Raw genomic sequence first — 21,148 nt, 5'->3', positions numbered from 1 at the left:
ATTACGCCAGTGCGATTCGCCGGGCCGATCACGCCCGGGGATGGGCCTGCTGATAACTTTTCCGGAGCCGGTCAACCGAGACATGTGTGTAGATCTGGGTGGTGGCCACGCTGCTGTGACCCAGGATCTCCTGTACCGCGCGGAGGTCCGCGCCGCCGTCGAGCAGGTGTGTGGCGGCCGAGTGCCGCAGGGCGTGAGGCCCGGATGCGGAAGTATCACCCAGTGCCTCGAACAGTGCGTTGACCAGGGCACGGACCTGGCGCTGGTCAACCCGTCCCCCGCGTGCTCCCAGGAAGAGCGCGGGCCCGCTGCTGCCCTTGGCCAGGACCGGGCGCCCCCGCCGGAGCCAGTCATCGACGGCCACGGCTGCCGGTACTCCGAACGGAACAGTGCGTTCCTTGTTGCCCTTGCCGATGACCCGCAGTGTCCGGCGGTCCGGGTCCAGGTCATCGACATCCAGTCCGGCGAGTTCACCTACCCGGACGCCTGTGGCGTAGAGGAGTTCCACGATGGCACGGTTTCGCACAGCGAGCGGTTCGCCCTCCCCGGCTGCCCTCTCCAGGCCCTCCAGGATGCGTGTGAGCTGCGATGCCTGGAGGACCCCCGGCAGGGATCCTTCGCGTTTGGGTGCCTTCAGCCGGAGGGCCGGGTCCGCGTCGATGAGTTCCTCGCGGAGGGCCCAGCTGGTGAAGGCCCGTGCCGTGGCAGACCTGCGTGCAAGGGTTGCCCTTGAGGCGCCTGCGGAACTTTGGCTGCCAAGCCACCGCCGGAACGTTCCGAGTTCGAGGTCCTCCAGTCCTGTGGCGCCTTCCGAGGCGGCATGGGCAAGGAGGCTGCGCAGGTCGCCCAGGTACGCGCGCCTTGTGTGGGCGGACACCGCACGTTCCCCCGACAGATAACCGGCGAACGCATCCAGCGCCTTGTGCAGTTCCCCTGGCAGTTCTTCATTGTCCACTCCTCTACTTTCCCAGTTGCCCGGCCGGTACCGCCGGTTGACACGGTCATGGCTTGCCGCGCTTCCAGCCGCCGCGCTCCGACACTGCAAGTCCCAGCAGCCCGAGCCTCCCAAGTCCCGCACGTACTGAGTCCTGGCCAAGGCCGGCAACGGCTGAGAGCTTTTCCACGGAGGTGGTGGAGCGAAGCGGCAGCGCGTCCAGCAGGATCAGGTCCTCCAAAGTCAGGCCGTCCTGCACTGCTGCCTCCGTGGTGCGATGGCCGGGCAACTCAACTCCGCTGGGTGATGCCAGCTCGGCCACTTCGGCGGCATCGGTGACGCAGACGGCTCCCCCGTCCCTGAGGAGTCTGTGACAGCCGGCGGAATTGGCGCTGTGGACGGATCCGGGAACGGCTCCCACGGCACGGCCCAGGGTTTCGGCATGATGGGCCGTGTTGAGTGCACCGGAGCGCCACCGTGCCTCCACCACCACCGTGACCCCGGCCAGGGCAGCAATCAGGCGGTTCCGCTGGAGGAGTATTTACCGGACTAAGTGCACGGTTAACGACGCGTGTCGCAGGTGCCTGAGGAGATCTTGGGCGGAATGCTTTTGGTCGTGGATCTTTCGAATCATGTCTCTGCCCCGCGCAGGATGGAGGGCCTGGCCGTTGCTGAGGTTGGGCAGGTCGCTGCCCGCCCTGGCGTCCCGGGGTTCGTGGTGTTGGATGCGTCGGGTGTGGAGTTTGCTCCTGCGACGGATTACTTCCTTGAACTTGTCGCCAGCGACTACTCGCCTCAGACGGTGCGGACCTATGCTTTGTCTTTGCTCCGTTTCCTTCGGTTTTTGTGGGCAGTCGGGGTCAGATGGGATCAGGCAAGCGCCCTTGAGGCGCGGGACTTCGTGTTGTGGGCCCGTCAGGTCGAGAAGTTCGTAGGGAACCGCAGCGAGCCGGAGCGTCGGCCGAGCAGGAACTTGGTTACGGGCAAGAGGCATCCCGGGATGCGCTACTCCCCGGCGACGATCAACCACACCACGACTGTCTGCAAGGCCTTTTATGCTTACCAGCTGCGGCAGGGCCGGGGCCCTGTCGTGAATCCCTTTGACCTGCGCCGCGGCCGTGCGCACGCGCATCATGATCCTGGCCAGGACTTTGCGTTGGTCCGGCGTCAGCCGTTGCGTCAGCGGGAGGCGCGGAGGGTGCCTCGGTCGATCCCGGACGAGCGGTTCAACGACCTGTTCCGGCGGTTGCGCTCGAACAGGGACCGGGCGCTGGTGGCCTTCTATGTCAGCAGCGGCGCCCGGGCCAGCGAGCTGCTCGGACTCACGGGCGACCGGATTAACGTCGGTGATCAGCTGATCGGTGTTTACCGCAAGGGCGGTCAGTTGCAGTGGCTTCCTGCCGCACCGGATGCCTTCGTTTGGCTTCGGCTCTACCAGCTGGAAGCCGGGGTGGCCGGGGCAGATGAGCCGGTCTGGCTGACACTGCGCGGCGAGCCACGCCCCCTGGGCTATGAGGCCATGCGGGCAGTTCTGAAGCGATGCAACGGTTCGCTGGGGGCGAACTGGACGCTGCACGACCTGCGGCACACCTTCGCGATCCGCGCTCTCGAAGGAGGCATGGGCCTTCACGAGGTCCAGGAACTGCTGGGGCACAAGTCGCTGGAGACGACCACGGTTTACTCCACCCCGCACATGGACGACGTCATCGAGCACTACCGCACCAAGATCACCACCAGGTCCCCGGTTGCCGAGAACACGGCACCGGCAGGCCAACGCTATAACCCTGATGAGCTGAGCGTGCTTTGGGGGAACCAGTGACCGCGGCCGGTCGTAGCATCCAGACCGGACGGCGGAGCTGGAACGACCTCACCCCTTTGCCGCCGCTGGAGCAAGAGCCGCCGTCACCGTCGGACATCCCCCATGGTCCGCTGGCGCGGGCAAGCATTCAGGACATCATTGACCAGCTCGAGCAGTGTGGTCGGTACTGGCCCAGAGCAGAGCGCCACCGGGCACGGATGCGGCGGATCCTGCGGCATCTGGATCAGTTGCCGGGTGAAACCTGGCAGGACCGCTGGACGCTGTTTGAAAGCCAAACCGGGCCTGACACCCTCACGTGGCGGACCACGATCAACGGGGCCGCTACTAAGAACGCGGAGAACAAGAATGAGATCGAAGCGCTCAACGCCGCGATGGGCCCGATACTGGCGATGGACGTCTTCCGTCCGTCCCACCGCTGGCTTGCCGGCCAGCGGTTTGCCTTCTTGAAGGCACTGAGCCGTTTCCGGGATCCCGCCAACACCGCCAAAATCGAACAAGCCCTGATAGACGCGAAGGTCTCCCCGGTGCAGGCAAACAACGGGCTGCTCACCCTTGGCCGCGTCCAGGCTCACACCGGCAAGTCGATCCGGCAACTCACAGCCGAAGACATCCTGGAGCACAGCACGCAACTGCCGGGACGACTGATCAATCTCAGCCGGAGCGGTTTGAACGCCATATGGCCCGTCCTGCACGGCCTGGGATGGATCAGCCACGAATCCCAGGACATGCCATCTCGGCGGCGGGTCGGACAACGAACCGTTGAGGAAATGGTCGACTACTCCGGAATTACCGGGCCCTGCCGCGAACCCCTCATCCACTACCTGCAGATCCGGTCCGCCGCGCTGGACTACTCCTCGCTCTCTGGCCTGGCCAGGAACCTGACCGGTGTCTTCTTCGCGGACATCCTGAAACACCACCCAGACCAAAGCTCCTTCGCGCTGACCCAGCAGCAGGCCGAGGCCTGGAAGACCAGGAGCCGAGTGAATCCAGACGGGAGCACCCGCCGCAACCACCACGGCATCTACTACGCGGTCCGCGCGTTCTACCTCGACATCAGTCAGTGGGCCCTCGAAGACGCATACTGGGCCCGGTGGGCTGCCCCGAGCCCGATTACTTACGCAGAGACCCGGGGTTATCTCAAACAGCGGCGCGCCACCACCGCGACGATGCAGCAACGCACCCGCGAACTGGCTCCGGTGTTGCCCCGTATGGTTGAGGCAGCCGAGCAGGCGCTGCGCGTCGCGGAGGCAGCCCTGACTGCCGCCCTCGCCGCGGGCGCCGGGAACAGCATCGACGTGGACGGCCGGGAGTGGGAAGTCTTTCGCCGCAGTGAAGATGCGCCGGTGCGGATACGCCGCAACGGCGAAGACCGCGACTTGTCCTTCGAAGAGGACAACGCCTTCTGGACCTGGGCCCTTGTCGAGACCCTTCGCCATACCGGTGCCCGGATCGAGGAAGTCCTCGAACTCGTGCACATGAGCATCCAGCCCTATAAGCTCCCGGCGACCGGTGAGACCATTCCGTTGCTGCACTTCGCCCCAAGCAAGACCGACACCGAGCGTCTGATGGTGGCCAGCCCCGAGCTGGTGCACATCCTCTACCGGGTGCTCTCCCGCGTCACCCAGCAGCAAACGGGCAGCGTGCCTTTGACGCAGCGCTGGGACCCGGGCGAGAAAGTGCTCAGCTCACCCATGCCTCACCTGTTTGTCCGCCGCTACGGGGCCGGGCCCCTCCGGGTCATGTCCACGGCCACCATCGCAGCCCTGCTCAATGACCTGGCAGAGCGCGCAAACATCAAGGTCGGCGGAACCCAGGTCAGATTCACCCCGCACGACTTCCGCCGCATCTTCGCGACCGAAGCCTTGGCCAGCGGACTGCCGCCCCACATCGTTCAAGTCCTGATGGGGCACGCCAGCCTGGCGACAACCCAGGGATACGCGGCGATCTATCCCCAGGACATCATCCGGCACCACCGCACCTTCATAGAGAAGCGGCGCGTCACCCGGCCGACCGAGGAATACCGCGAACCTACTGCCGTAGAATGGGACGAATTCGAAGCCCACTTCGTCCAGCGCAAACTCAGCCTCGGCAGCTGCGGGCGCGCCTACGGCACCGGCTGCCAACACGAACACGCCTGCCTGCGCTGCGCACTCCTGCGCCCCGACCCCACCCAAATCGACCGGCTCCAGGACATCATCGACAACCTCCGGGAGCGCATCGGAGAGGCCAAGCAACACGGCTGGCTCGGAGACGTCGAAGGCCTGCGCGTAACCCTCAACAGCGCCGAGATGAAACTCGCGCAAATGTATAAGCTGCGCAGCCAACACCAAGGAGGAACCGTCGAACTCGGAACTCCCAGAGTCCGGAATACAAGAACCCCTGACCAGAATGGAGTCCCAGACCTCGACCTCGACTATCGAACGTGACAGCATGAGGAGTAGCTCCGGCAGTGGCGGCAACCGCGAAACAACGAACGCGCGCCAAGAGCCCGGCCGCATTGAGGGATCCCATCATGGAAGATCCACGACTCACGGCACGACATCTCATTGAACTGGACGAGGGCTACCTTCACGATCTGTGGTTGAAGTACTGGGGCAACGGCGGTAACGCCCCGTTTCTCGAGTTCGACGCCTTCGTCCAGGACCTGAACCAGCAGGACGACTTCGACTTACGAATTCTCGGTTGGGCAGTCGAAGAAGTACTGGATCAAGCCCACCCTCAGTAGTCCGGATAAGGAAGCGGTAGCGGGTGGGAGCCGAACCCGGCGGCACCTCGGCCAGCACCGCGCCCTGGTTTGCCACGGCGCGCAGCAGGTCATCATTACCGGATGGATAGAACCGGTCCACTCCCCCGGCCATGACGGCGATGGTGGGGACGGCTGAGGACCCGCCGGCAAGCGCTGCCCTGTGCGCATGCGCATCGATCCCGTAGGCTCCGCCCGAGACCACTGTGAAGCCCCTCTGCGCCAGCGAGTAAGCCATGTCCCCGGTCACTGCCGCCCCGTAGCTGGTGCTGTCCCGGGATCCGACCAGGGCGATGCATTTTTCCGCTCCCGGCAGCGGTTGTTCCTGGCCGCGCCACCAGAGGCAGATGGGCTCCTGGATTCCCAGGTCCGCCAGTTGGGCGGGCCACAGCTCGTCGCCCGGAATGATGAGGCGTCCACCAAGCCGGGCCATGGTGGCAAGGTCGCGTTCGGGCGCCAGGTCGGGCAGGCGCGGCTGCCAGCGCTTTAAGGCGGCAGCAAGTCCGGCCCAGCTGGTGGCCGCGCCGCTGTCAGCCACCAGCGACGTCATCCCGCGCTCCAGGTCAGGCCCTGCCGCCACCTGCCCCGTAGCAATGCGCAGGGCTTCGGTTGCCCCTGCCAACTGGACGAGGGCCAGTCCCGCGGTGTCCTGGGGCTCCATCAGCCGTGAAAGGGCCGCGCGGGCCAGCCGCTCCGCATCGGTGCCCGTTGCCTTCGTCATGCCTTGTTCCGTCACCGCAACCTGTTCCTTCGCCACAAACTGTTCCGTATCCACGCCCGTTTCCTTCACGTCGCTCCGCGCATCCTGCTCTCTCATGCCGCGGCCGCCGCAGCCTGGCGCAGGCCCAGAGCCTGTCCGATGTCATTGGGGTCCGGTATGTCGCGGTGACCGAGATCCGCCAGGGTCCAGGCGAGCCGAAGGACGCGGTCATACCCTCTCGCGGTCAGCACGCCCCGTTCCAGGGACTGGTCGAGGATCCGGGTTGCGGCCGGTGGAAGCCGCAATTCGCCGCGCAGGATGCGCCCGGGTACTTGCGCATTGGTCTCCAGGCCGAAGCGCTGCAACCGTTCCGTCTGCCGCGCACGCGCATCCCGGACACGCCGCGCCACTGACGCGGTGTCCTCTTCCGCGCCCGCCTGACCGAACTCGGCCAGGGACACCCGCTCCACCTGTAGCTGAATGTCCACCCGGTCCAGCAGGGGTCCGGACATCCTGGCGAGGTACCGGCGTCGCATCATCGGGGTGCACGTGCAGTCCAAACCCTTGCCCGATGCCTTGCCGCAAGGGCAGGGGTTGGCCGCGAGCACCAGTTGGAAGCGGGCCGGATAGGCCGCCGTCCCGGCTGACCGGTGGATGACCAGCTCCCCGCTCTCCAGCGGCTGCCGGAGCGCGTCCAGGACACGGCGTTCGTATTCGGGCGCCTCGTCAAGGAACAGCACGCCCCGGTGGGCACGTGATGCAGCGCCAGGCCGGGGCAGCCCCGTTCCGCCGCCGATAATGGCCGCCGCGGTGGCTGAGTGGTGGGGGTTCTCGAACGGTGGCCGGCGCAGGAGTTGCATTGAGGACCCGGGCAGGCCGCACAGCGAGTGGATGGCTGTGACTTCCATGGAATCGTGGTCGCCAAGGTCCGGCAGGAGGCCGGGGAGCCGCTCCGCGAGCATGGTCTTGCCGGCACCCGGCGGACCGGTGAGGAGCAGGTGATGGGCGCCGGCTGCAGCCACTTCCAACGCCCTCCGCGCTTCGCCCTGCCCGGAGACATCTGCCATGTCCGGACATGGGCCGGGCAGGGCCTGGCCGTCACCGGCATCATCGGCCTCCTCGGGTTCGAAGTCCAGTGCGAGCTCCTGCGGGTCAGCCCCAAAGTCCAGGGCGAGCCGGGCCAGCGTACTGTACCCGCGCACCTCGGCGCCCGGGACGAGGGAGGCCTCGGCAAGGTTGGCCTGCGCCACGACAATTTCCGGATAGCCGGCCTGGACCGCCGCCATGACCGCCGGCAGGATGCCCCGTACCGGCCGCAGCCTCCCGTCGAGCCCCAATTCAGCGATAAAAACTGTGCGCCCGGTGGGCTTGATGTCGTTCGCTGCCCTGAGCACGGCCATGGTAACGGCGAGATCGAAGCCCGAGCCGCGCTTGGGCAGTGAGGCAGGAATGAGGTTCGCGGTAATCTTCCTGCGGCTAAGCGGAATCCCGGAGTTCTTCGCGGCTGACCGGATGCGCTCCCTGGCCTCATTCAGGGATGCATCCGGCAGCCCGAGAATGACGAAGGCCGGAAGAGTCTGGCCGATGTCCGCCTCGACTTCCACCATGTAGCCATTAAGCCCAACGAGGGCGATGGAGTAGGTCCGCCCGAGTGCCATTACCCCACCCCCTTGAGGTGTTCAACCACGGGTTCCCCGCCGCCGTCGTCCACGACGGCGACAACGTCAACGCGGCGCAGGGGCATCCGCAGCTCGCGGTCGCGGCACCAGGCAGCACCCAGGCGGTGCAGCCGGGCCAGTTTTTCCGGGCCCACGGCTTCAAAGGGGTGGCCGTAGTCCAGGGATCGGCGGGTTTTAACTTCGGCGATGACCAGGGCGTCACCGTCGAGGGCGACGATGTCGATCTCGCCCTCCGCACACCTCCAGTTGCGTTCCACCACCAGCATGCCCAGTGCTTCAAGATAGCCCACGGCAAGGTCTTCGCCCCGCCGGCCCAACAGGTCTTTGGATTTCATTTCTACCTCCGCAACCAGCGTGGCGGCGGATGGCTGCGGACGGCAGGAGGCCCCTGCCGTATGTGGACAGGGGCCGGTGTGGAGGGGAAGTCAGGAGGTCCCCGGAGGATCCTAGTTACCCAGGTCGACGTCCTTGGGCAGGGCCAGTTCCTCGTTGCGGGGCAGTTCCTCCACGTTCACGTCCTTGAAGGTCAGAACCCTGACGCTTTTGACGAACCGTGCCGAGCGGTACACATCCCATACCCAGGCGTCCTGGAGGGTCAGGTCGAAATAGACCTCGCCATCGGCGCTGCGGGCCTGGAGGTCCACATGGTTGGCCAGGTAAAAGCGCCGCTCGGTCTCGACGACATAGCTGAAGAGGCCGACGACGTCGCGGTATTCACGGTAGAGCTGAAGCTCCATGTCGGTTTCATAGTTCTCAAGATCCTCAGCACTCATGCTTCCATCTTGCACCATGTCCGGCACGGCTGACGCCGGGCGGCGGGAGTCAGTCTTCGCAGGGCTCTTCCGCGTCGGGCACCTCGACGCCCTGCAGTTCCCCGCCGAGCAACCGCCAGCTGACCCGATGGTAGGGCGTGGGGCCCGCGGCACGGAGGACGTTCCGGTGCGCTGCCGTGGCGTACCCCTTGTTGATGTCCCAGCCGTAATCGGGAAATTCGCCGTGCAGCTCCCGCATCATCCGGTCCCGTTCCACCTTGGCAATGACGCTCGCCGCCGCGACGCTGAGGCACTGCATGTCCGCCTTGACCTTGGTGTGGACGGGCGCGTCACAGGAGGCCTCGAGAACGGGCTGGTCGAACAGGGACAGCTGCTCCGCAGGGGAAAGCCAGTTGTGGCTTCCATCCAGCAGCACAGCGTCCGGAACGACGCCGGCAGCGAGGATACTGCCCCAGGCCCGGGTTCCCGCGAGCCGCAGGGCAGCGATAATGCCGAGCGAATCAATCTCGCCGGCGGAGGCGTGCCCCACGGCTGAAGCGACACTCCATCGCCGCACCAGGGGATCCAGCCGTTCCCGTTCCGCCGGGCTGAGGAGTTTGCTGTCCCGCACGCCCGCAAGCGGCTTTTGGCGTTCCAGGTCGACGACGGCGATACCCACGCTGACAGGACCGGCGAGGGCACCACGTCCAACCTCGTCCACCCCTGCCAGCAGCCGTATCCCCTGGGTCTTGAAGGTCCGTTCGTGCCGAAGGGTGGGAGCCTTGCTGCCACGTGCTGCCGGTTTTGAGCCGGAGCGCACCTTCACTGCGGGGGAAGCTTTCACTGCTGCCGGCGCCTGTACTGCGGAAGGCACGGTCAGCGGGCCCCCGGGACGCTGCGGAACACATCCGGGTAGTTGTCCAGGGTCTTGATCCGGTTCAGCGGCCAGGCGATGACCGCGGCCTTGCCTTCCAGGTCCTTGAGGTCGATGAATCCCCCGTCAGTCTCCATGTGGGCACGGGAATCGGCAGAATGGTTCCGGTTGTCACCCATCACCCACACCTTGCCTTCCGGTACGGTGACGTCAAAGTTGCGGATCTGAGGGACTTCGGCGGGATTGATGTATTTCTCGTCGATGGCGGTCCCGTTAATGGTCAGTTTACCGCCGGCGTCGCAGCAGACCACATGGTCGCCAGGGAGGCCGATGACACGCTTGACCAGGTGCTGCTCCGAATTGTCCGGCAGGAGGCCAACAAAGGTCAGGCCGTCCTGGACCCAGGTGAACGGGCCCTGCTCCTTGGCGGGGGCCGGCGGCAGCCAGCCCTTGGTGTCCCGGAACACCACAACGTCCCCGCGGCTGAGGGCAAACGGCTCCGGAACCAGGAGGTTGACGAAGATCCGGTCATCGACGTCCAGGGTGTTCACCATGGACTCCGAGGGGATGAAGAAAGCCCGGAACAGGAAAGTCTTGATGAGGAAGGACAGCACCACGGCAATGACCACCACTGTGGCGATTTCCCTCAGCCACCCGAGCAAGGGATTGCCGCTGGACTTGCCGGCCGCCTTCGATGCTCTGTCCCGCCGCTGGACGGATTCCGGGGATTCGCCGGGCACCGAGGAAGCTGGAACGGCGGGCGTCTCTGATGCGCCGTCGTGGCGCGGTTCAGGTTTCCGCGCGTGGTTCTCGGGCATTTACCGTCCGTTCTGTGTTGTCGGCCCCGATGCGGGCGGCCGTGCTACTGGAGCAAATCTATCAAGCGGCCAAAGGATCTGGACCGGCCGGCCAATCACCCGGTCCAGCGGAACCAGTCCGCCCCCGGGGGCGCCCAGCAGGCTGCGGGAATCCGCGGACACGGAGCGGTGGTCCCCCATCAGCCACAGCCTCCCCTCCGGAACCAGCGTGCTGAACTTCTGCGTGCTGGGTGCATCCCCGGGGAAGATGTAGGGCTCATCCAAGGGTTCGCCGTTGACGGTAACCTTGCCACCGGCGTCGCAGCAGAGCACGGTATCGCCGGGGAGGCCGATGACCCGTTTGACGTAGGTGGTGTCACTGCCGGTGAGGCCAAACCACTGCATGGCTGCGGCTGCCCCATCCACCACCGGACCCTTGCCGCTGTTCAACGGCGCAAAGCTGCCCCGCCCATCAAAGACAACAATGTCCCCGTGCCGGATGGGTTCGGACTGGAAGTCCGTGCGTGACACCAGGATCCGGTCCCCGCCCTGGAGCAGCGGCTCCATGGACTCGGAAGGGATGAAGTAGACGTCAAGCCACAGGGACCGGACCACCCCGCTGATGGCCACGGCGAGGACCACCGCCAGTAAAACAAAACGCCAGCCCGTTTTGCGGGGCTGGCGTTCTGTCTGGTGCATGGTCCGTATCCTGGCGCTGGGGCATTGCTCCGGCGCGTGCCGGCTACGGCCGTGCTCCGGCCTGGCGGTAAGTCCGGGCAGGACTTACTTGGCGGAGCTGAAGTCGCGCTTTTCCTTGATCTTGGCAGCCTTGCCACGCAGTGCACGCATGTAGTACAGCTTGGCGCGGCGGACGTCACCCTTGGTGACAACCTCGATCTTTTCGATGATCGGCGAGTGCACCGGGAAGGTACGCTCCACGCCGACACCGAAGGAGACCTTGCGGACGGTGAAGGTTTCGCGCACGCCGTCGCCCTGGCGGCCCAGGACGAAGCCCTGGAAGACCTGGACACGGGTGTTCTTGCCTTCGATGATGTTCACGTGCACCTTGAGCGTGTCGCCGGCGCGGAATTCGGGAACATCGTTGCGCAGCGAGGCTGCATCGACGGAGTCGAGAATATGCATGATTGCACTCCTGGTGAACGCCACAGGTCATTCACTTTGGGTCACGGCAGGCAAGTCCGGCTGCCGCAAGGCATGCCGGGTCTCCCCGCCGAAAGTAAAATGGTCCGGCCGCTTCAAGGGTTGATGGGGCCGGTTGTCCAGCTGTTGGCCGCGCTACCCCCTGTGGCAGGTGCGGACCCAGCAGACACAAGGGTTAATTTTGCCACAGTGGCAGGGTTACGCCAATTCGTCGGGCGCTAATTTTGTTGCCCGGCCGCCGGCTCCGGCCGGCGGGCCAGTCTGCCGTCCACAATGTCGTACCCCAGGTTGTGCAGTTCCGTGCGGTCGGCACGCGGGAGGGTGCCGGCGTCGAACCCTTCCAGGAGGTCCGGCCGCCGCTCTGCTGTCCGGCGGTACTGCTCGTGGCGCCGCCATTGGGCGATCCTGCCGTGGTTGCCGCTGAGGAGCACCGGCGGCACCTCCCGGTCGCGCCACACGGAGGGCTTGGTGTAGACCGGGTACTCCAGGAGCCCGTCGGAGTGGGACTCCTCTACCAGGGACTCCGGGTTGCCCACGACGCCGGGCAACAGGCGGCCAATGGCTTCCACCATGGCCAGGACGGCCACTTCGCCGCCGTTCAGCACATAGTCGCCCAGACTGACCGGCCGGACCGTGAAGTGCCCTTGAGCCCATTCGATGACCCGTTCATCAATGCCCTCATACCGTCCGCATGCAAACGCCAGATGCTCTTCCTCAGCCAGTTCGTAGGCGAGGGCCTGCGTGAACCGTTCGCCCGCCGGCGATGGAACGATCAGGACCGGCTTGCGTTCCGGATCCGGACGCCCCTCCGCCACTGCGGCGAGAGCCTGCGCCCAGGGCTCGGGCTTCATGACCATGCCGGCGCCGCCGCCGTACGGGGTGTCATCGACGGACCGGTGCTTGTCCGTGGTGAAGCTGCGCAGGTCATGGACGTGCAGGTCCAGGATCCCGTCCTGGCGGGCCTTGCCAATCAGCGAGAGCTCGAGCGGGGCGAGGTAGTCAGGAAAGATGCTGACGACGTCGATCCGCATCTAATCCGTGCCTTCCGGTTCAGGGGCGGCGGCTTCGTCGGAGTTGAGTTCGAAGAGGCCGTCCGGCGGGGTGAGGAGGATGAAACCTTCCTCGATATTCACCTCAGGCACAATCTGCTCCACAAATGGGATGAGGATTTCCTTGCCGTCCGGGGTGGTGACCATGAGCAGGTCCTGCACGGGCATGGTGTTCAGTGCCGTCACCTTGCCCACCACCCGCGCCCCTACACGGGCCTCGAGGCCGACGAGTTCGTGCTCGTACCACCCTTCATCGTCATCGTCCGCGTCCAGTTCTTCGGTGTCGATGAACAGCTTGGCGCCGCGGAGGGTTTCGGCCTGGTTGCGGTCCGCCACCTCCTCGAAGCCGAGCAGCAGGATGTCCTTGTTCCACCGCGCACTGGACACGGTCAAGGGACCGGAAGCGGCAGGTTCAACCACGAATTCCGTTCCCGGGACAAACCGGTCCTCCGGAGCGTCGGTCAGCACCTGGACGGTGACTTCCCCGCGAATGCCGTGCGGCTTGCCAATCCGTGCCACCTGAAGCTGCATCTGTTCCTCTGTTTCCCGGTTGTGGTGGTTTTCGTGAAAAAGCACTGTGTTGGTCAAAGCACTCCGGCCCCTCCACCTGATGGTGAAGGGGCCGGAGAAAAGCTGAATGCTGCCGAGCGCTCAGCGGCGGCGGTCGGTATCGACGACGTCGACCCTCACCGGTTCGCCGCCGGCCAGTGCTGCCACCACGGTGCGCAATGCGCGGGCCGTGCGGCCCTGGCGGCCGATCACCCGTCCCAGGTCGTCCTGATGCACTCGCACCTCGAGGGTATCCCCGCGGCGGTTGTTCTTGGAGCTGACCTTGACGTCATCCGGGGAATCGACGATTCCGCGGACCAGGTGTTCCAGCGCTTCTGCCAGCAATTTACTCAGCCTCGGTGGTCTCAGCTTCGGCGTCGGCCGGGGCCTCGGCAGCGTCAGACTTGGAGGCCTTCTTGGTGATGGCTTCCGGGATGATGACCGAGCCCTTCTCCGGGGCAACGAAGGCTTCCTTCTCGACCTTGGTCTTGAGGGTGCCTTCCTGGCCCGGCAGGCCCTTGAACTTCTGCCAGTCACCGGTGATCTTCAGGATCGCGGCAACCTGCTCGGACGGCTGGGCGCCGACGGAGAGCCAGTACTGCGCACGCTCGGAGTTGACCTCGATGTACGAGGGCTCTTCGGTGGGGTGGTACTTGCCGATTTCCTCGATGGCACGGCCGTCACGCTTGGTGCGTGAGTCCGCGACGACGATGCGGTAGTACGGGGCGCGCATCTTGCCGAAGCGCTTAAGGCGAATCTTTACGGCCACTTTTGTGGTCACTCCTGTTTCAGAAAAAGGGGTGAACCCGGCTTTCTGCACCCGTGGGGCGGGCCATACTTGCGGGTTCGAAGGACAGGATCCGGACGCGGAGAGAGGGGCCACGCAGATCGAGTACCTGTTTATTGTGCCAGATGAGCGCTGTTATTTCGACTTGGCGCGCCACGCCGGCTGCCGCAGCCCGCCCCTGGCGCACTGCAGGGTACCCAAACCGGCATCACCCGGTCACGCGGACCAGACGTACAGTCCCGTCCGCTCGGAATCGTCGAGTGAAGCCGCCAGTTCGGCCACCTGCTGCACATAGGTCCGGGCCTGCGCGGCGCCGAACGGCATATCCTCCTGGCCGGCCCACTGTTCAGCGACGTCGTCAAGGACATTGCCTTCGCCTTCGGTCTCATAGGAGAGCAGGTCAGCCAGGGCGCGGACCATGGCCGGCGGAACGGCAAGGAGGGAATCACTGGCGACGTCCACCATGGTGAGTTCATAGTCGGCACCGCCGGCGTGTACCGCAGTCCCGGCAAGATCACCCAACTGTTCGACTTCGAAATCGCTGATGCCCTGAATCCGCACCGCCTGGCCCGCGGGCCCGCTGTCCGCCGCAGAGCCGCTTCCTTCATCGAGGATGCCGGCGCGTTTCAGCGCGGCGTCATGGGTGGCGACAAAGATCTCGGTGAAGCCCATGGCGGGTGCCCTTCTTCCGTTGACGGAGCTGCGTGCCGGGCGCTGCCTGCAGCCCGGCCGTACGGAATCAGCCTAGTAGTTGCGGACCCGCCCGCGCACGCCGGAGCCGGCGGAGCCGGTCAGCGGACGGCCACCCGGAGCCGGTTGCGCCACGGGTCCACGAACCGGAGCTCCGCACCGGTGTGGTGGGCGGCAACCCCGGCGACTTTGAGACGGTCAGCCAGCGCCCCGACGTCGTCACCGGAGGGAACCTCGATGAGCACCTCGCCCAACCCGAGCGAGTCTTTTCGGGGGCCGGCGCCGCGGCTGTTCCAGACGTTCATGGCCATGTGGTGGTGGTAACGGCCCGCGGAAACGAACAGTGCCTGCCCATGCCAGCCTGCCGTCTTCTCGAAGCCGAGGGTGCCCACATAGAAATCCCTGGCTGTCTGGACGTCTCCCACCTGCAGGTGGACGTGCCCCACACCGGCAGACGTCTGCCGCTGGCCCTCGAGGGACTCCTCGGTGAGGTGCTGCTCCAGGTAGCGCTGCGGCGGAAGCGCGAGGCTGTCCATCACCACGTCCGTCCCGTTCCAGGACCAGTTGCTGCGGGGCCGGTCCCAGTACAGTTCAATGCCGTTGCCCTCGGGATCGGTGAAATAGAAGGCTTCACTGACCAGGTGGTCGGCACTGCCGGTGAAGGAGCGGGGCTCGTACTGGGCGGCGGTGGCGATGGTGGCGGCGAGGGAAGCCTGGTCCTCGAACAACAGGGCGGTGTGGAACAGGCCCGCTTCCCCCCTGCCGGGAAGGTGCAGTCCGGGAGCCGGCGCCAGGTGGACCAGCGGCCTGCCGAGCCTGCCAAGGTAGAGGCCGCCGTCCTGCTCAGCCACCACCTCGAGGCCCAGGGCGCGCTGGTAGTAGTCGGTCATGACCTTCATGTCACCGACCTTGAGCATTACTGTGCCCATGGCGAGGTCGGCAGGAAGAAGGTCCTGGCTGCTGGCTGCTTCGGTCATGTGAAGGCTCCTTGTATTGGAGGCCGTCCCGTTGGCGGCCTGTCACACATTAAAATTACTTGAAGCTTCAATTTATTCCAAGTGCCGGGCTCATTCTGCTCACCGGATGATGCGGCCGCCCAGCACCACATGTTCCAGGGCCGTGATGGTTTCCGGGACGGCCCGCGGGTCTTCCCGGCACACCACGACGTCGGCCCGCGCACCTTCGGCCAGGTTGTCCGCTCCCAGCCAGGTGCGGGCTGCCCAGCAGGCAGCATCCAGGGCCGCCTCCATGGGCAGGCCCGCGCCGTGCAGGGCGAGGATCTCGTCGGCGATCCTGCCGTGGCGGATCACGCTGCCGGCATCCGTGCCGGCAAAGATGCGCACCCCGGCGGCGTGGGCTTCGGCCACCCGTTCCAGCCGGCGCTCCCAGAGGGAGCGCATGTGGGCCGCGTAGCGCGGGAACTTGGCCTCTGCCTGGGCAGCGATCCCGGGGAAGGTGGCGATGTTGATGAGGGTGGGCACGATCGGCACATCCTGCTCCGCGAACCGGGGCAGGTGCCGGGGCAGCAGCCCGGTGGCGTGCTCGATGCAGTCGATGCCGGCGTCCAGCATCTGGTCCAGCGTGTCCTCGGCGAAGCAATGCGCCGTGACCCGGGCACCTTCGTCATGGGCGGCCTGGACGGCATCACGCACGACGCCGGCAGGAAAGGACGGCGCGAGGTCACCGGCGCTCCGGTCGATCCAGTCCCCCACCAGCTTGACCCAGCCGTCGCCGTCGCGCGCCTGCTTCCGCACGGCCTCCACAAGCCCCTCGGGCTCGACCTCCTCCGCGAAGCCGCGCAGGTAGCGGCGCGTGCGGGCCACGTGCCTTCCAGCCCGGATCAACACCGGGAAGTCCCGGCCGCCCTGCATCCAGCGGGTATCGGCAGGTGAACCGGCGTCGCGGGCCAGCAGGGTTCCGGCGTTGAGGTCGGCCAGCGCCTGGTCCCGGGCCACTGCGGGTTCCACCGGACCGGCGGGACCCAGTCCGATGTGGCAGTGGGCGTCAGCGAACCCCGGCAGCACCCAGCCGTCGAGCACCCGCCCAGGAGCGGCACCAGGCCGGTTGAACGTGAGCTTGCCGTCCACCGACCAAAGTCCATGACGGACCCGGTCCGGTGCGGTCAGGACAGGTCCGCGAAAGTGAATGATCTCTGCCATCGGGCTTCCTTTCGATGCCCGGACAGGCTAGCACCCGCAAATGTGACAAGGCTCTTCCGCGCCCCTGTGGTAGCTTCTTTCCTGACCACACGGGTGCCCTTGCAGGGGCTGAGATCGGGCTGACGCAGCCTGCGACCGTTGAACCTGTCCGGGTAATGCCGGCGAAGGAAGTGAGTATTCCCTTGAGTACACAAAACACCCAGTTGAACCCTGCCCACCTGCCGTCAGCCGGGAGGTCCGGCGCCGACTCCCTGCCACAGGTGACGCAGTCCCTGGCGTCGCATTCATTGGCGTTCATCGACGACGCCGCGTCCGGAATCCGCGTGCCGGTGACGGAGATTGCCCTGGAGCCGTCACCCAACGGGCAGCAGAACGCACCTTTCCGGACCTACCGCACTGCCGGGCCCGGAAGCGACCCCGTCCGCGGCCTGCAGCCCTTCCGCGCCGAATGGATCGTGGCGCGCGGGGACACCGAGGCCTACAGCGGCAGGGAACGCAACCTGCTCGACGACGGCCGCTCGGCCGTCCGCCGGGGTGCTGCCTCGGCGGAGTGGAAGGGCGCGCAGCCGGTGCCCCGCCGCGCCGTCGACGGCCGGACCGTGACCCAGATGCACTATGCCCGGCAGGGAATCATCACGCAGGAGATGCGTTTCGTGGCGCTGCGCGAGAACTGCGACGTGGAGTTGGTTCGGAGCGAACTTGCTGCCGGCCGCGCCATCATCCCGAGCAACATCAACCATCCGGAGTCCGAGCCGATGATCATCGGCAAGGCTTTCCTGGTGAAGATCAACGCCAACATCGGAAACTCGGCCGTGACGAGCTCCATCGCCGAGGAGGTGGACAAGCTGCAGTGGGCCACCCAGTGGGGCGCGGATACGGTGATGGACCTGTCCACCGGCGACGATATCCACACCACGCGGGAATGGATCATCCGCAACTCCCCCGTGCCGATCGGCACCGTTCCCATCTACCAGGCCCTGGAAAAAGTCAACGGCGAGGCCAACGCGCTGACCTGGGAAATCTTCCGGGACACGGTGATTGAACAGTGCGAACAGGGCGTGGACTACATGACCATCCACGCCGGGGTTCTGCTTCGCTATGTGCCGCTGACGGCCGACAGGGTGACGGGCATTGTCTCGCGCGGCGGCTCCATCATGGCCGGCTGGTGCCTGGCCCACCACCAGGAGAACTTCCTCTACACGCACTTTGACGAGCTGTGCGAAATTTTCGCGAAGTACGACGTTTCATTCTCCCTGGGCGACGGCCTGCGCCCCGGCTCCACCGCGGACGCCAACGACGCCGCCCAGTTCGCGGAACTGGACACGCTCGCCGAACTCACCCAGCGCGCGTGGGAGTACGACGTGCAGGTGATGGTGGAGGGACCCGGACACGTTCCTTTCCACCTGGTCCGCGAAAACGTCGAGCGGCAGCAGGAACTGTGCAAGGGGGCGCCCTTTTACACCCTGGGGCCGCTGGTTACGGACATTGCTCCCGGCTATGACCACATCACCTCGGCAATCGGTGCCACGGAAATTGCCCGGTACGGCACGGCCATGCTGTGCTACGTCACGCCCAAGGAGCATCTGGGCCTGCCCAACAAGGACGACGTCAAAACCGGCGTCATCACCTACAAGATCGCAGCCCACGCCGCGGACCTGGCGAAGGGCCACCCCGGTGCGCGCGAACGCGATGACGCCTTGTCCAAGGCGCGGTTTGAATTCCGCTGGCGCGACCAGTTCGCGCTGTCCCTGGACCCGGTGACGGCGGAAGCGTTCCACGACGAGACCCTGCCGGCCGAACCTGCCAAGACAGCGCACTTCTGTTCCATGTGCGGGCCCAAGTTCTGCTCCATGCGGATCAGCCAGGACATCCGGGACGAATTCGGCTCCGCAGAGGCGCAGGCTGCCCGGGCCAACGTCGCATCAGGGATGCGGGAGAAAAGCGAAGAGTTCCTGGCGGCCGGCGGCAAGGTCTACCTGCCGGAACTCGGGATTCCTGCTGACAGCTAGGAGGCCCGGGCGGGCTGGCTCCGGCTGACCTGGCTGATGAACTGCCGGATGGCCCGGTCCCCGTCCCGTGAGTCATGGGGCCGGTGTCCTCCCGCGGCGACGCGGTGCAGGGCGCCGGTCTCCCGCAGGTAGCCGGCAATCTCCTCGTAGAGCGGCTCCCACCCGCCGGTCAGGACCAGCGTGGGCACACCGGGAACAATGTGCAGCGGCGCCTCCCACGAGGGGGCCTGGAGCCGGAGCCTGCGGGCGGACCTCTTTTCCTCCACGGTGGCGGGCTGCTGCAGGTCCGTGGCGAAGACCCGCCGGACGAATTCGCGCTGGAAGTCTTCGTCGCCGAGTTGGTGGCGGACGTCGAAGAGGGGCTGCATCAGGCTGATGTGGGCCGCCGTAGCCGGAAGCTCTGCCGTCAGGGAGAGGCAGGCCGGCTCCACGAGCGTCAGAGAAAAGACCAGGTCCGGACGTTCAACGGCGGCCATCATGGCCGCGATGGCGCCCTGGGCGTGCGCCACCACATGGCCGCCGGCAGCACCGCGGCCATCGTCGGCCAGGGACCGCAGGATGATGGCGGTGTCCTCGACGAAGGAAGATTCCAGTGGCTCCGCGACGGCATCAAAGCCGTGCCGGCGGAGGAACAATGCGTCATAGGACAGTGCCATGCCGTGCTGGCGCGGCCACGCAGCGGCGCCAAAAGTCCCGGCGCCGTGCACGAACACTACCCTCTGCTTGAACATGTCCCAACCCTATTCCACGGCGCTGACATCCCATGTAAGTAGCAGCAGATGTCGTTTTGAGCCTTCATAACGACATCTGCTGCTACTTAGTTGGGCCGGGTGTGCTTATTTGCCGAGGAACTTGTCGAAGCCCTTGGGAAGGTTCAGCTGGGACGGATCGAAGTCGCCGCCCTGCTGGCCGAAGGCGGCGCCGGTGGGCAGTGCCTTCGCAGCGTTGGCACGGCGGGCTTCGGCTTCCTTGCGCTCTTGGGCAGCCTTGGCCGGGTTGCCGGACTTGGCCTTCTTCTTGGGCGCGTTCTTGGCGTTCTTCCGTGCACCGCCGCCGGCACCGGGCAGCCCGGGCATCCCGGGCATTCCCGGCATGCCGCCCTGGGCCATCTTCTTCATCATCTTCTGGGCTTGGGCGAAGCGCTCCAGGAGGCCGTTGACCTCGGAGACGTGGACGCCGGAGCCGCGGGCGATGCGGGCCCGCCGTGAGCCGTTGATGATCTTCGGTGCAAGCCGCTCGTGCGGTGTCATGGAGCGGACGATTGCCTCGACGCGGTCGATCTCGCGCTCGTCGAACTGCTCCAGCTGCTGCCGGATGTTCTGTGCACCCGGCATCATCATGAGCATCTTCTTCATGGAGCCCATGTTGCGGATCTGCTGCATCTGGGCCAGGAAGTCCTCGAGGGTGAAGTCTTCCTGGTCGGCGAACTTCTTCGCCATCCGGGCGGCTTCATCCTTGTCCCAGGCCTTTTCGGCCTGTTCGATGAGCGTGAGGATGTCGCCCATGTCCAGGATGCGGGAAGCCATCCGGTCCGGGTGGAAGAGTTCGAAATCATCCAAACCTTCGCCGGTGGAGGCGAACATGACCGGCTTGCCGGTGACCGACGCGACCGAAAGCGCGGCACCGCCGCGGGCGTCGCCGTCGAGCTTGGACAGCACGATGCCGGTGAAGTTCACGCCTTCATCGAAGGCAAGCGCCGTGTTCACGGCGTCCTGGCCGATCATCGAATCGATGACGAACAGCACTTCGTTGGGCACGATGGCCCGGCGGATCTGGCGCGCCTGTTCCATCATGTCGGCGTCCACGCCCAGGCGGCCGGCCGTGTCGACGATGACGACATCGTGCAGCTTCTGGCGTGCTTCCTCGACGCCGGCACGGGCGACGGCGACGGGGTCGCCTGCGGGCTGGTCCAGCTCGGTGGAGGTGGCTCCGGGGTGCGGGGCGAAGACAGGCACGTTGGCGCGCTGGCCCACCACCTGGAGCTGGGTGACGGCGTTGGGGCGCTGCAGGTCACAGGCCACCAGCATGGGGCTGTGGCCCTGGGCCTTCAGCCACTTGGACAGCTTGCCGGCCAGGGTGGTCTTGCCGGCACCCTGGAGGCCGGCGAGCATGATGACGGTGGGCCCGTTCTTGGCCAGCCGGATCCGCCGGGTTTCGCCGCCGAGGATCTCCTGGAGTTCCTCGTTGACGATCTTGACGATCTGCTGGCTGGGGTTCAGTGCAGCCGAGACCTCGGCACCCAGCGCGCGTTCACGGACCCGGCCAGTGAACTCACGCACCACGGGAACGGCAACATCGGCGTCCAGAAGGGCGCGGCGGATCTCCCGAACGGTGGCATCGACGTCGGCCTCGGTGAGCCTGCCTTTACCGCGGAGATTCTTGAAGGTTGCTGTCAACCGGTCAGAGAGTGAATTGAACACGCGACGTGCACTTCTTTCAGTGGATG

At 65.9% G+C, this 21,148-nt stretch carries 20 protein-coding genes, 2 pseudogenes and 1 riboswitch; of the genes and pseudogenes, 3 read left to right on the top strand and 19 right to left on the bottom strand.

What is annotated here, in order from left to right; all coding sequences use genetic code 11:
- Nucleotides 1-28: 28 nt before the first annotated feature.
- Together ASG86_RS14220 and ASG86_RS14215 are read right to left on the bottom strand one after the other, a co-directional pair.
- Nucleotides 29-955 (bottom strand): tyrosine recombinase XerC, encoded by a 927-nt coding sequence (locus ASG86_RS14220; RefSeq protein WP_056335416.1) that lies wholly within the window; start codon nt 953-955, stop codon nt 29-31.
- A 46-nt stretch (nt 956-1,001) separates the two neighbouring features.
- Nucleotides 1,002-1,469: pseudogene (locus tag ASG86_RS14215) on the bottom strand (DNA-processing protein DprA); the annotation flags it as partial.
- A gap of 663 nt (nt 1,470-2,132) precedes the next feature.
- Between ASG86_RS14215 and ASG86_RS21040 the strand changes: the two are divergent.
- Complete coding sequence (locus ASG86_RS21040; protein WP_235565181.1) at nt 2,133-2,753, top strand: tyrosine-type recombinase/integrase; 621 nt, start codon at nt 2,133-2,135, stop codon at nt 2,751-2,753.
- Nucleotides 2,754-2,950: 197 nt separating this feature from the next.
- A complete protein-coding gene (locus ASG86_RS14205) occupies nt 2,951-5,179 on the top strand; it encodes a tyrosine-type recombinase/integrase (protein ID WP_056335413.1) in 2,229 nt (742 codons plus the stop codon).
- Between the two features lie 300 nt (nt 5,180-5,479).
- Here the strand turns inward: ASG86_RS14205 and ASG86_RS14200 are convergent.
- From ASG86_RS14200 to ASG86_RS14130, 15 genes and pseudogenes are all read right to left on the bottom strand, one after another.
- Nucleotides 5,480-6,217, bottom strand: a pseudogene (locus ASG86_RS14200) (DNA-processing protein DprA); the annotation flags it as partial.
- A 92-nt stretch (nt 6,218-6,309) separates the two neighbouring features.
- Nucleotides 6,310-7,854 (bottom strand): YifB family Mg chelatase-like AAA ATPase, encoded by a 1,545-nt coding sequence (locus ASG86_RS14195; RefSeq protein WP_056335411.1) that lies wholly within the window; start codon nt 7,852-7,854, stop codon nt 6,310-6,312.
- The gene (locus tag ASG86_RS14190) at nt 7,854-8,210 is read right to left on the bottom strand and encodes a YraN family protein (RefSeq protein ID WP_056335408.1); all 357 of its coding nucleotides are present in this window, start codon (nt 8,208-8,210) and stop codon (nt 7,854-7,856) included. Before ASG86_RS14190 ends, ASG86_RS14195 begins: the two co-directional genes overlap by 1 nt.
- 111 nt (nt 8,211-8,321) lie before the next feature.
- Entirely contained in the window at nt 8,322-8,648 is a 327-nt protein-coding gene (locus ASG86_RS14185) for a DUF2469 domain-containing protein (protein ID WP_056335405.1), read from the bottom strand.
- A gap of 49 nt (nt 8,649-8,697) precedes the next feature.
- The gene (locus ASG86_RS14180; protein ID WP_442854304.1) at nt 8,698-9,471 is read right to left on the bottom strand and encodes a ribonuclease HII; all 774 of its coding nucleotides are present in this window, start codon (nt 9,469-9,471) and stop codon (nt 8,698-8,700) included.
- Nucleotides 9,472-9,503: 32 nt separating this feature from the next.
- The gene (lepB, locus tag ASG86_RS14175) at nt 9,504-10,319 is read right to left on the bottom strand and encodes a signal peptidase I (protein ID WP_056335399.1); all 816 of its coding nucleotides are present in this window, start codon (nt 10,317-10,319) and stop codon (nt 9,504-9,506) included.
- Nucleotides 10,320-10,997, bottom strand: coding sequence for a signal peptidase I (lepB, locus tag ASG86_RS14170; protein ID WP_056335396.1), 678 nt, complete (start codon nt 10,995-10,997; stop codon nt 10,320-10,322).
- Nucleotides 10,998-11,081: 84 nt separating this feature from the next.
- On the bottom strand, nt 11,082-11,441 hold the full coding sequence (rplS, locus tag ASG86_RS14165; protein ID WP_018768283.1) for a 50S ribosomal protein L19: 360 nt from the start codon (nt 11,439-11,441) through the stop codon (nt 11,082-11,084).
- Between the two features lie 236 nt (nt 11,442-11,677).
- Nucleotides 11,678-12,490: a tRNA (guanosine(37)-N1)-methyltransferase TrmD gene (trmD, locus tag ASG86_RS14160; RefSeq protein ID WP_056335393.1), complete on the bottom strand. Its 813-nt coding sequence runs from the start codon at nt 12,488-12,490 to the stop codon at nt 11,678-11,680.
- Nucleotides 12,491-13,039, bottom strand: coding sequence for a ribosome maturation factor RimM (rimM, locus tag ASG86_RS14155; RefSeq protein ID WP_056335572.1), 549 nt, complete (start codon nt 13,037-13,039; stop codon nt 12,491-12,493).
- Between the two features lie 120 nt (nt 13,040-13,159).
- The gene (locus ASG86_RS14150) at nt 13,160-13,402 is read right to left on the bottom strand and encodes an RNA-binding protein (protein WP_018759999.1); all 243 of its coding nucleotides are present in this window, start codon (nt 13,400-13,402) and stop codon (nt 13,160-13,162) included.
- Between the two features lies 1 nt (nt 13,403).
- A complete protein-coding gene (gene rpsP, locus ASG86_RS14145; protein ID WP_056335390.1) occupies nt 13,404-13,826 on the bottom strand; it encodes a 30S ribosomal protein S16 in 423 nt (140 codons plus the stop codon).
- A gap of 234 nt (nt 13,827-14,060) precedes the next feature.
- Nucleotides 14,061-14,516: a hypothetical protein gene (locus tag ASG86_RS14140; protein WP_056335388.1), complete on the bottom strand. Its 456-nt coding sequence runs from the start codon at nt 14,514-14,516 to the stop codon at nt 14,061-14,063.
- Between the two features lie 119 nt (nt 14,517-14,635).
- A complete protein-coding gene (locus ASG86_RS14135) occupies nt 14,636-15,511 on the bottom strand; it encodes a VOC family protein (RefSeq protein ID WP_056335385.1) in 876 nt (291 codons plus the stop codon).
- A 99-nt stretch (nt 15,512-15,610) separates the two neighbouring features.
- A complete protein-coding gene (locus ASG86_RS14130) occupies nt 15,611-16,693 on the bottom strand; it encodes an amidohydrolase family protein (protein WP_056335382.1) in 1,083 nt (360 codons plus the stop codon).
- 79 nt (nt 16,694-16,772) lie between these two features.
- Nucleotides 16,773-16,880: riboswitch (TPP riboswitch) on the top strand.
- Between ASG86_RS14130 and thiC the strand changes: the two genes are divergently transcribed.
- The gene (gene thiC / locus ASG86_RS14125) at nt 16,876-18,702 is read left to right on the top strand and encodes a phosphomethylpyrimidine synthase ThiC (protein ID WP_156386188.1); all 1,827 of its coding nucleotides are present in this window, start codon (nt 16,876-16,878) and stop codon (nt 18,700-18,702) included. It overlaps the preceding riboswitch by 5 nt.
- Here thiC and ASG86_RS14120 read toward each other — a convergent pair.
- On the bottom strand, nt 18,699-19,433 hold the full coding sequence (locus tag ASG86_RS14120; RefSeq protein ID WP_056335378.1) for an alpha/beta fold hydrolase: 735 nt from the start codon (nt 19,431-19,433) through the stop codon (nt 18,699-18,701). The genes thiC and ASG86_RS14120 overlap by 4 nt on opposite strands.
- A 105-nt stretch (nt 19,434-19,538) precedes the next feature.
- Nucleotides 19,539-21,122 (bottom strand): signal recognition particle protein, encoded by a 1,584-nt coding sequence (ffh, locus tag ASG86_RS14115; RefSeq protein WP_056335376.1) that lies wholly within the window; start codon nt 21,120-21,122, stop codon nt 19,539-19,541.
- Nucleotides 21,123-21,148: the final 26 nt, after the last annotated feature.

Source organism: Arthrobacter sp. Soil764, from assembly GCF_001428075.1.
In the GTDB taxonomy this organism is placed as follows: Bacteria; Actinomycetota; Actinomycetes; order Actinomycetales; family Micrococcaceae; genus Arthrobacter.
The sequence above is the reverse complement of the archived record's forward strand: the minus strand, read 5'-3'. Positions and strand labels throughout refer to the sequence as shown.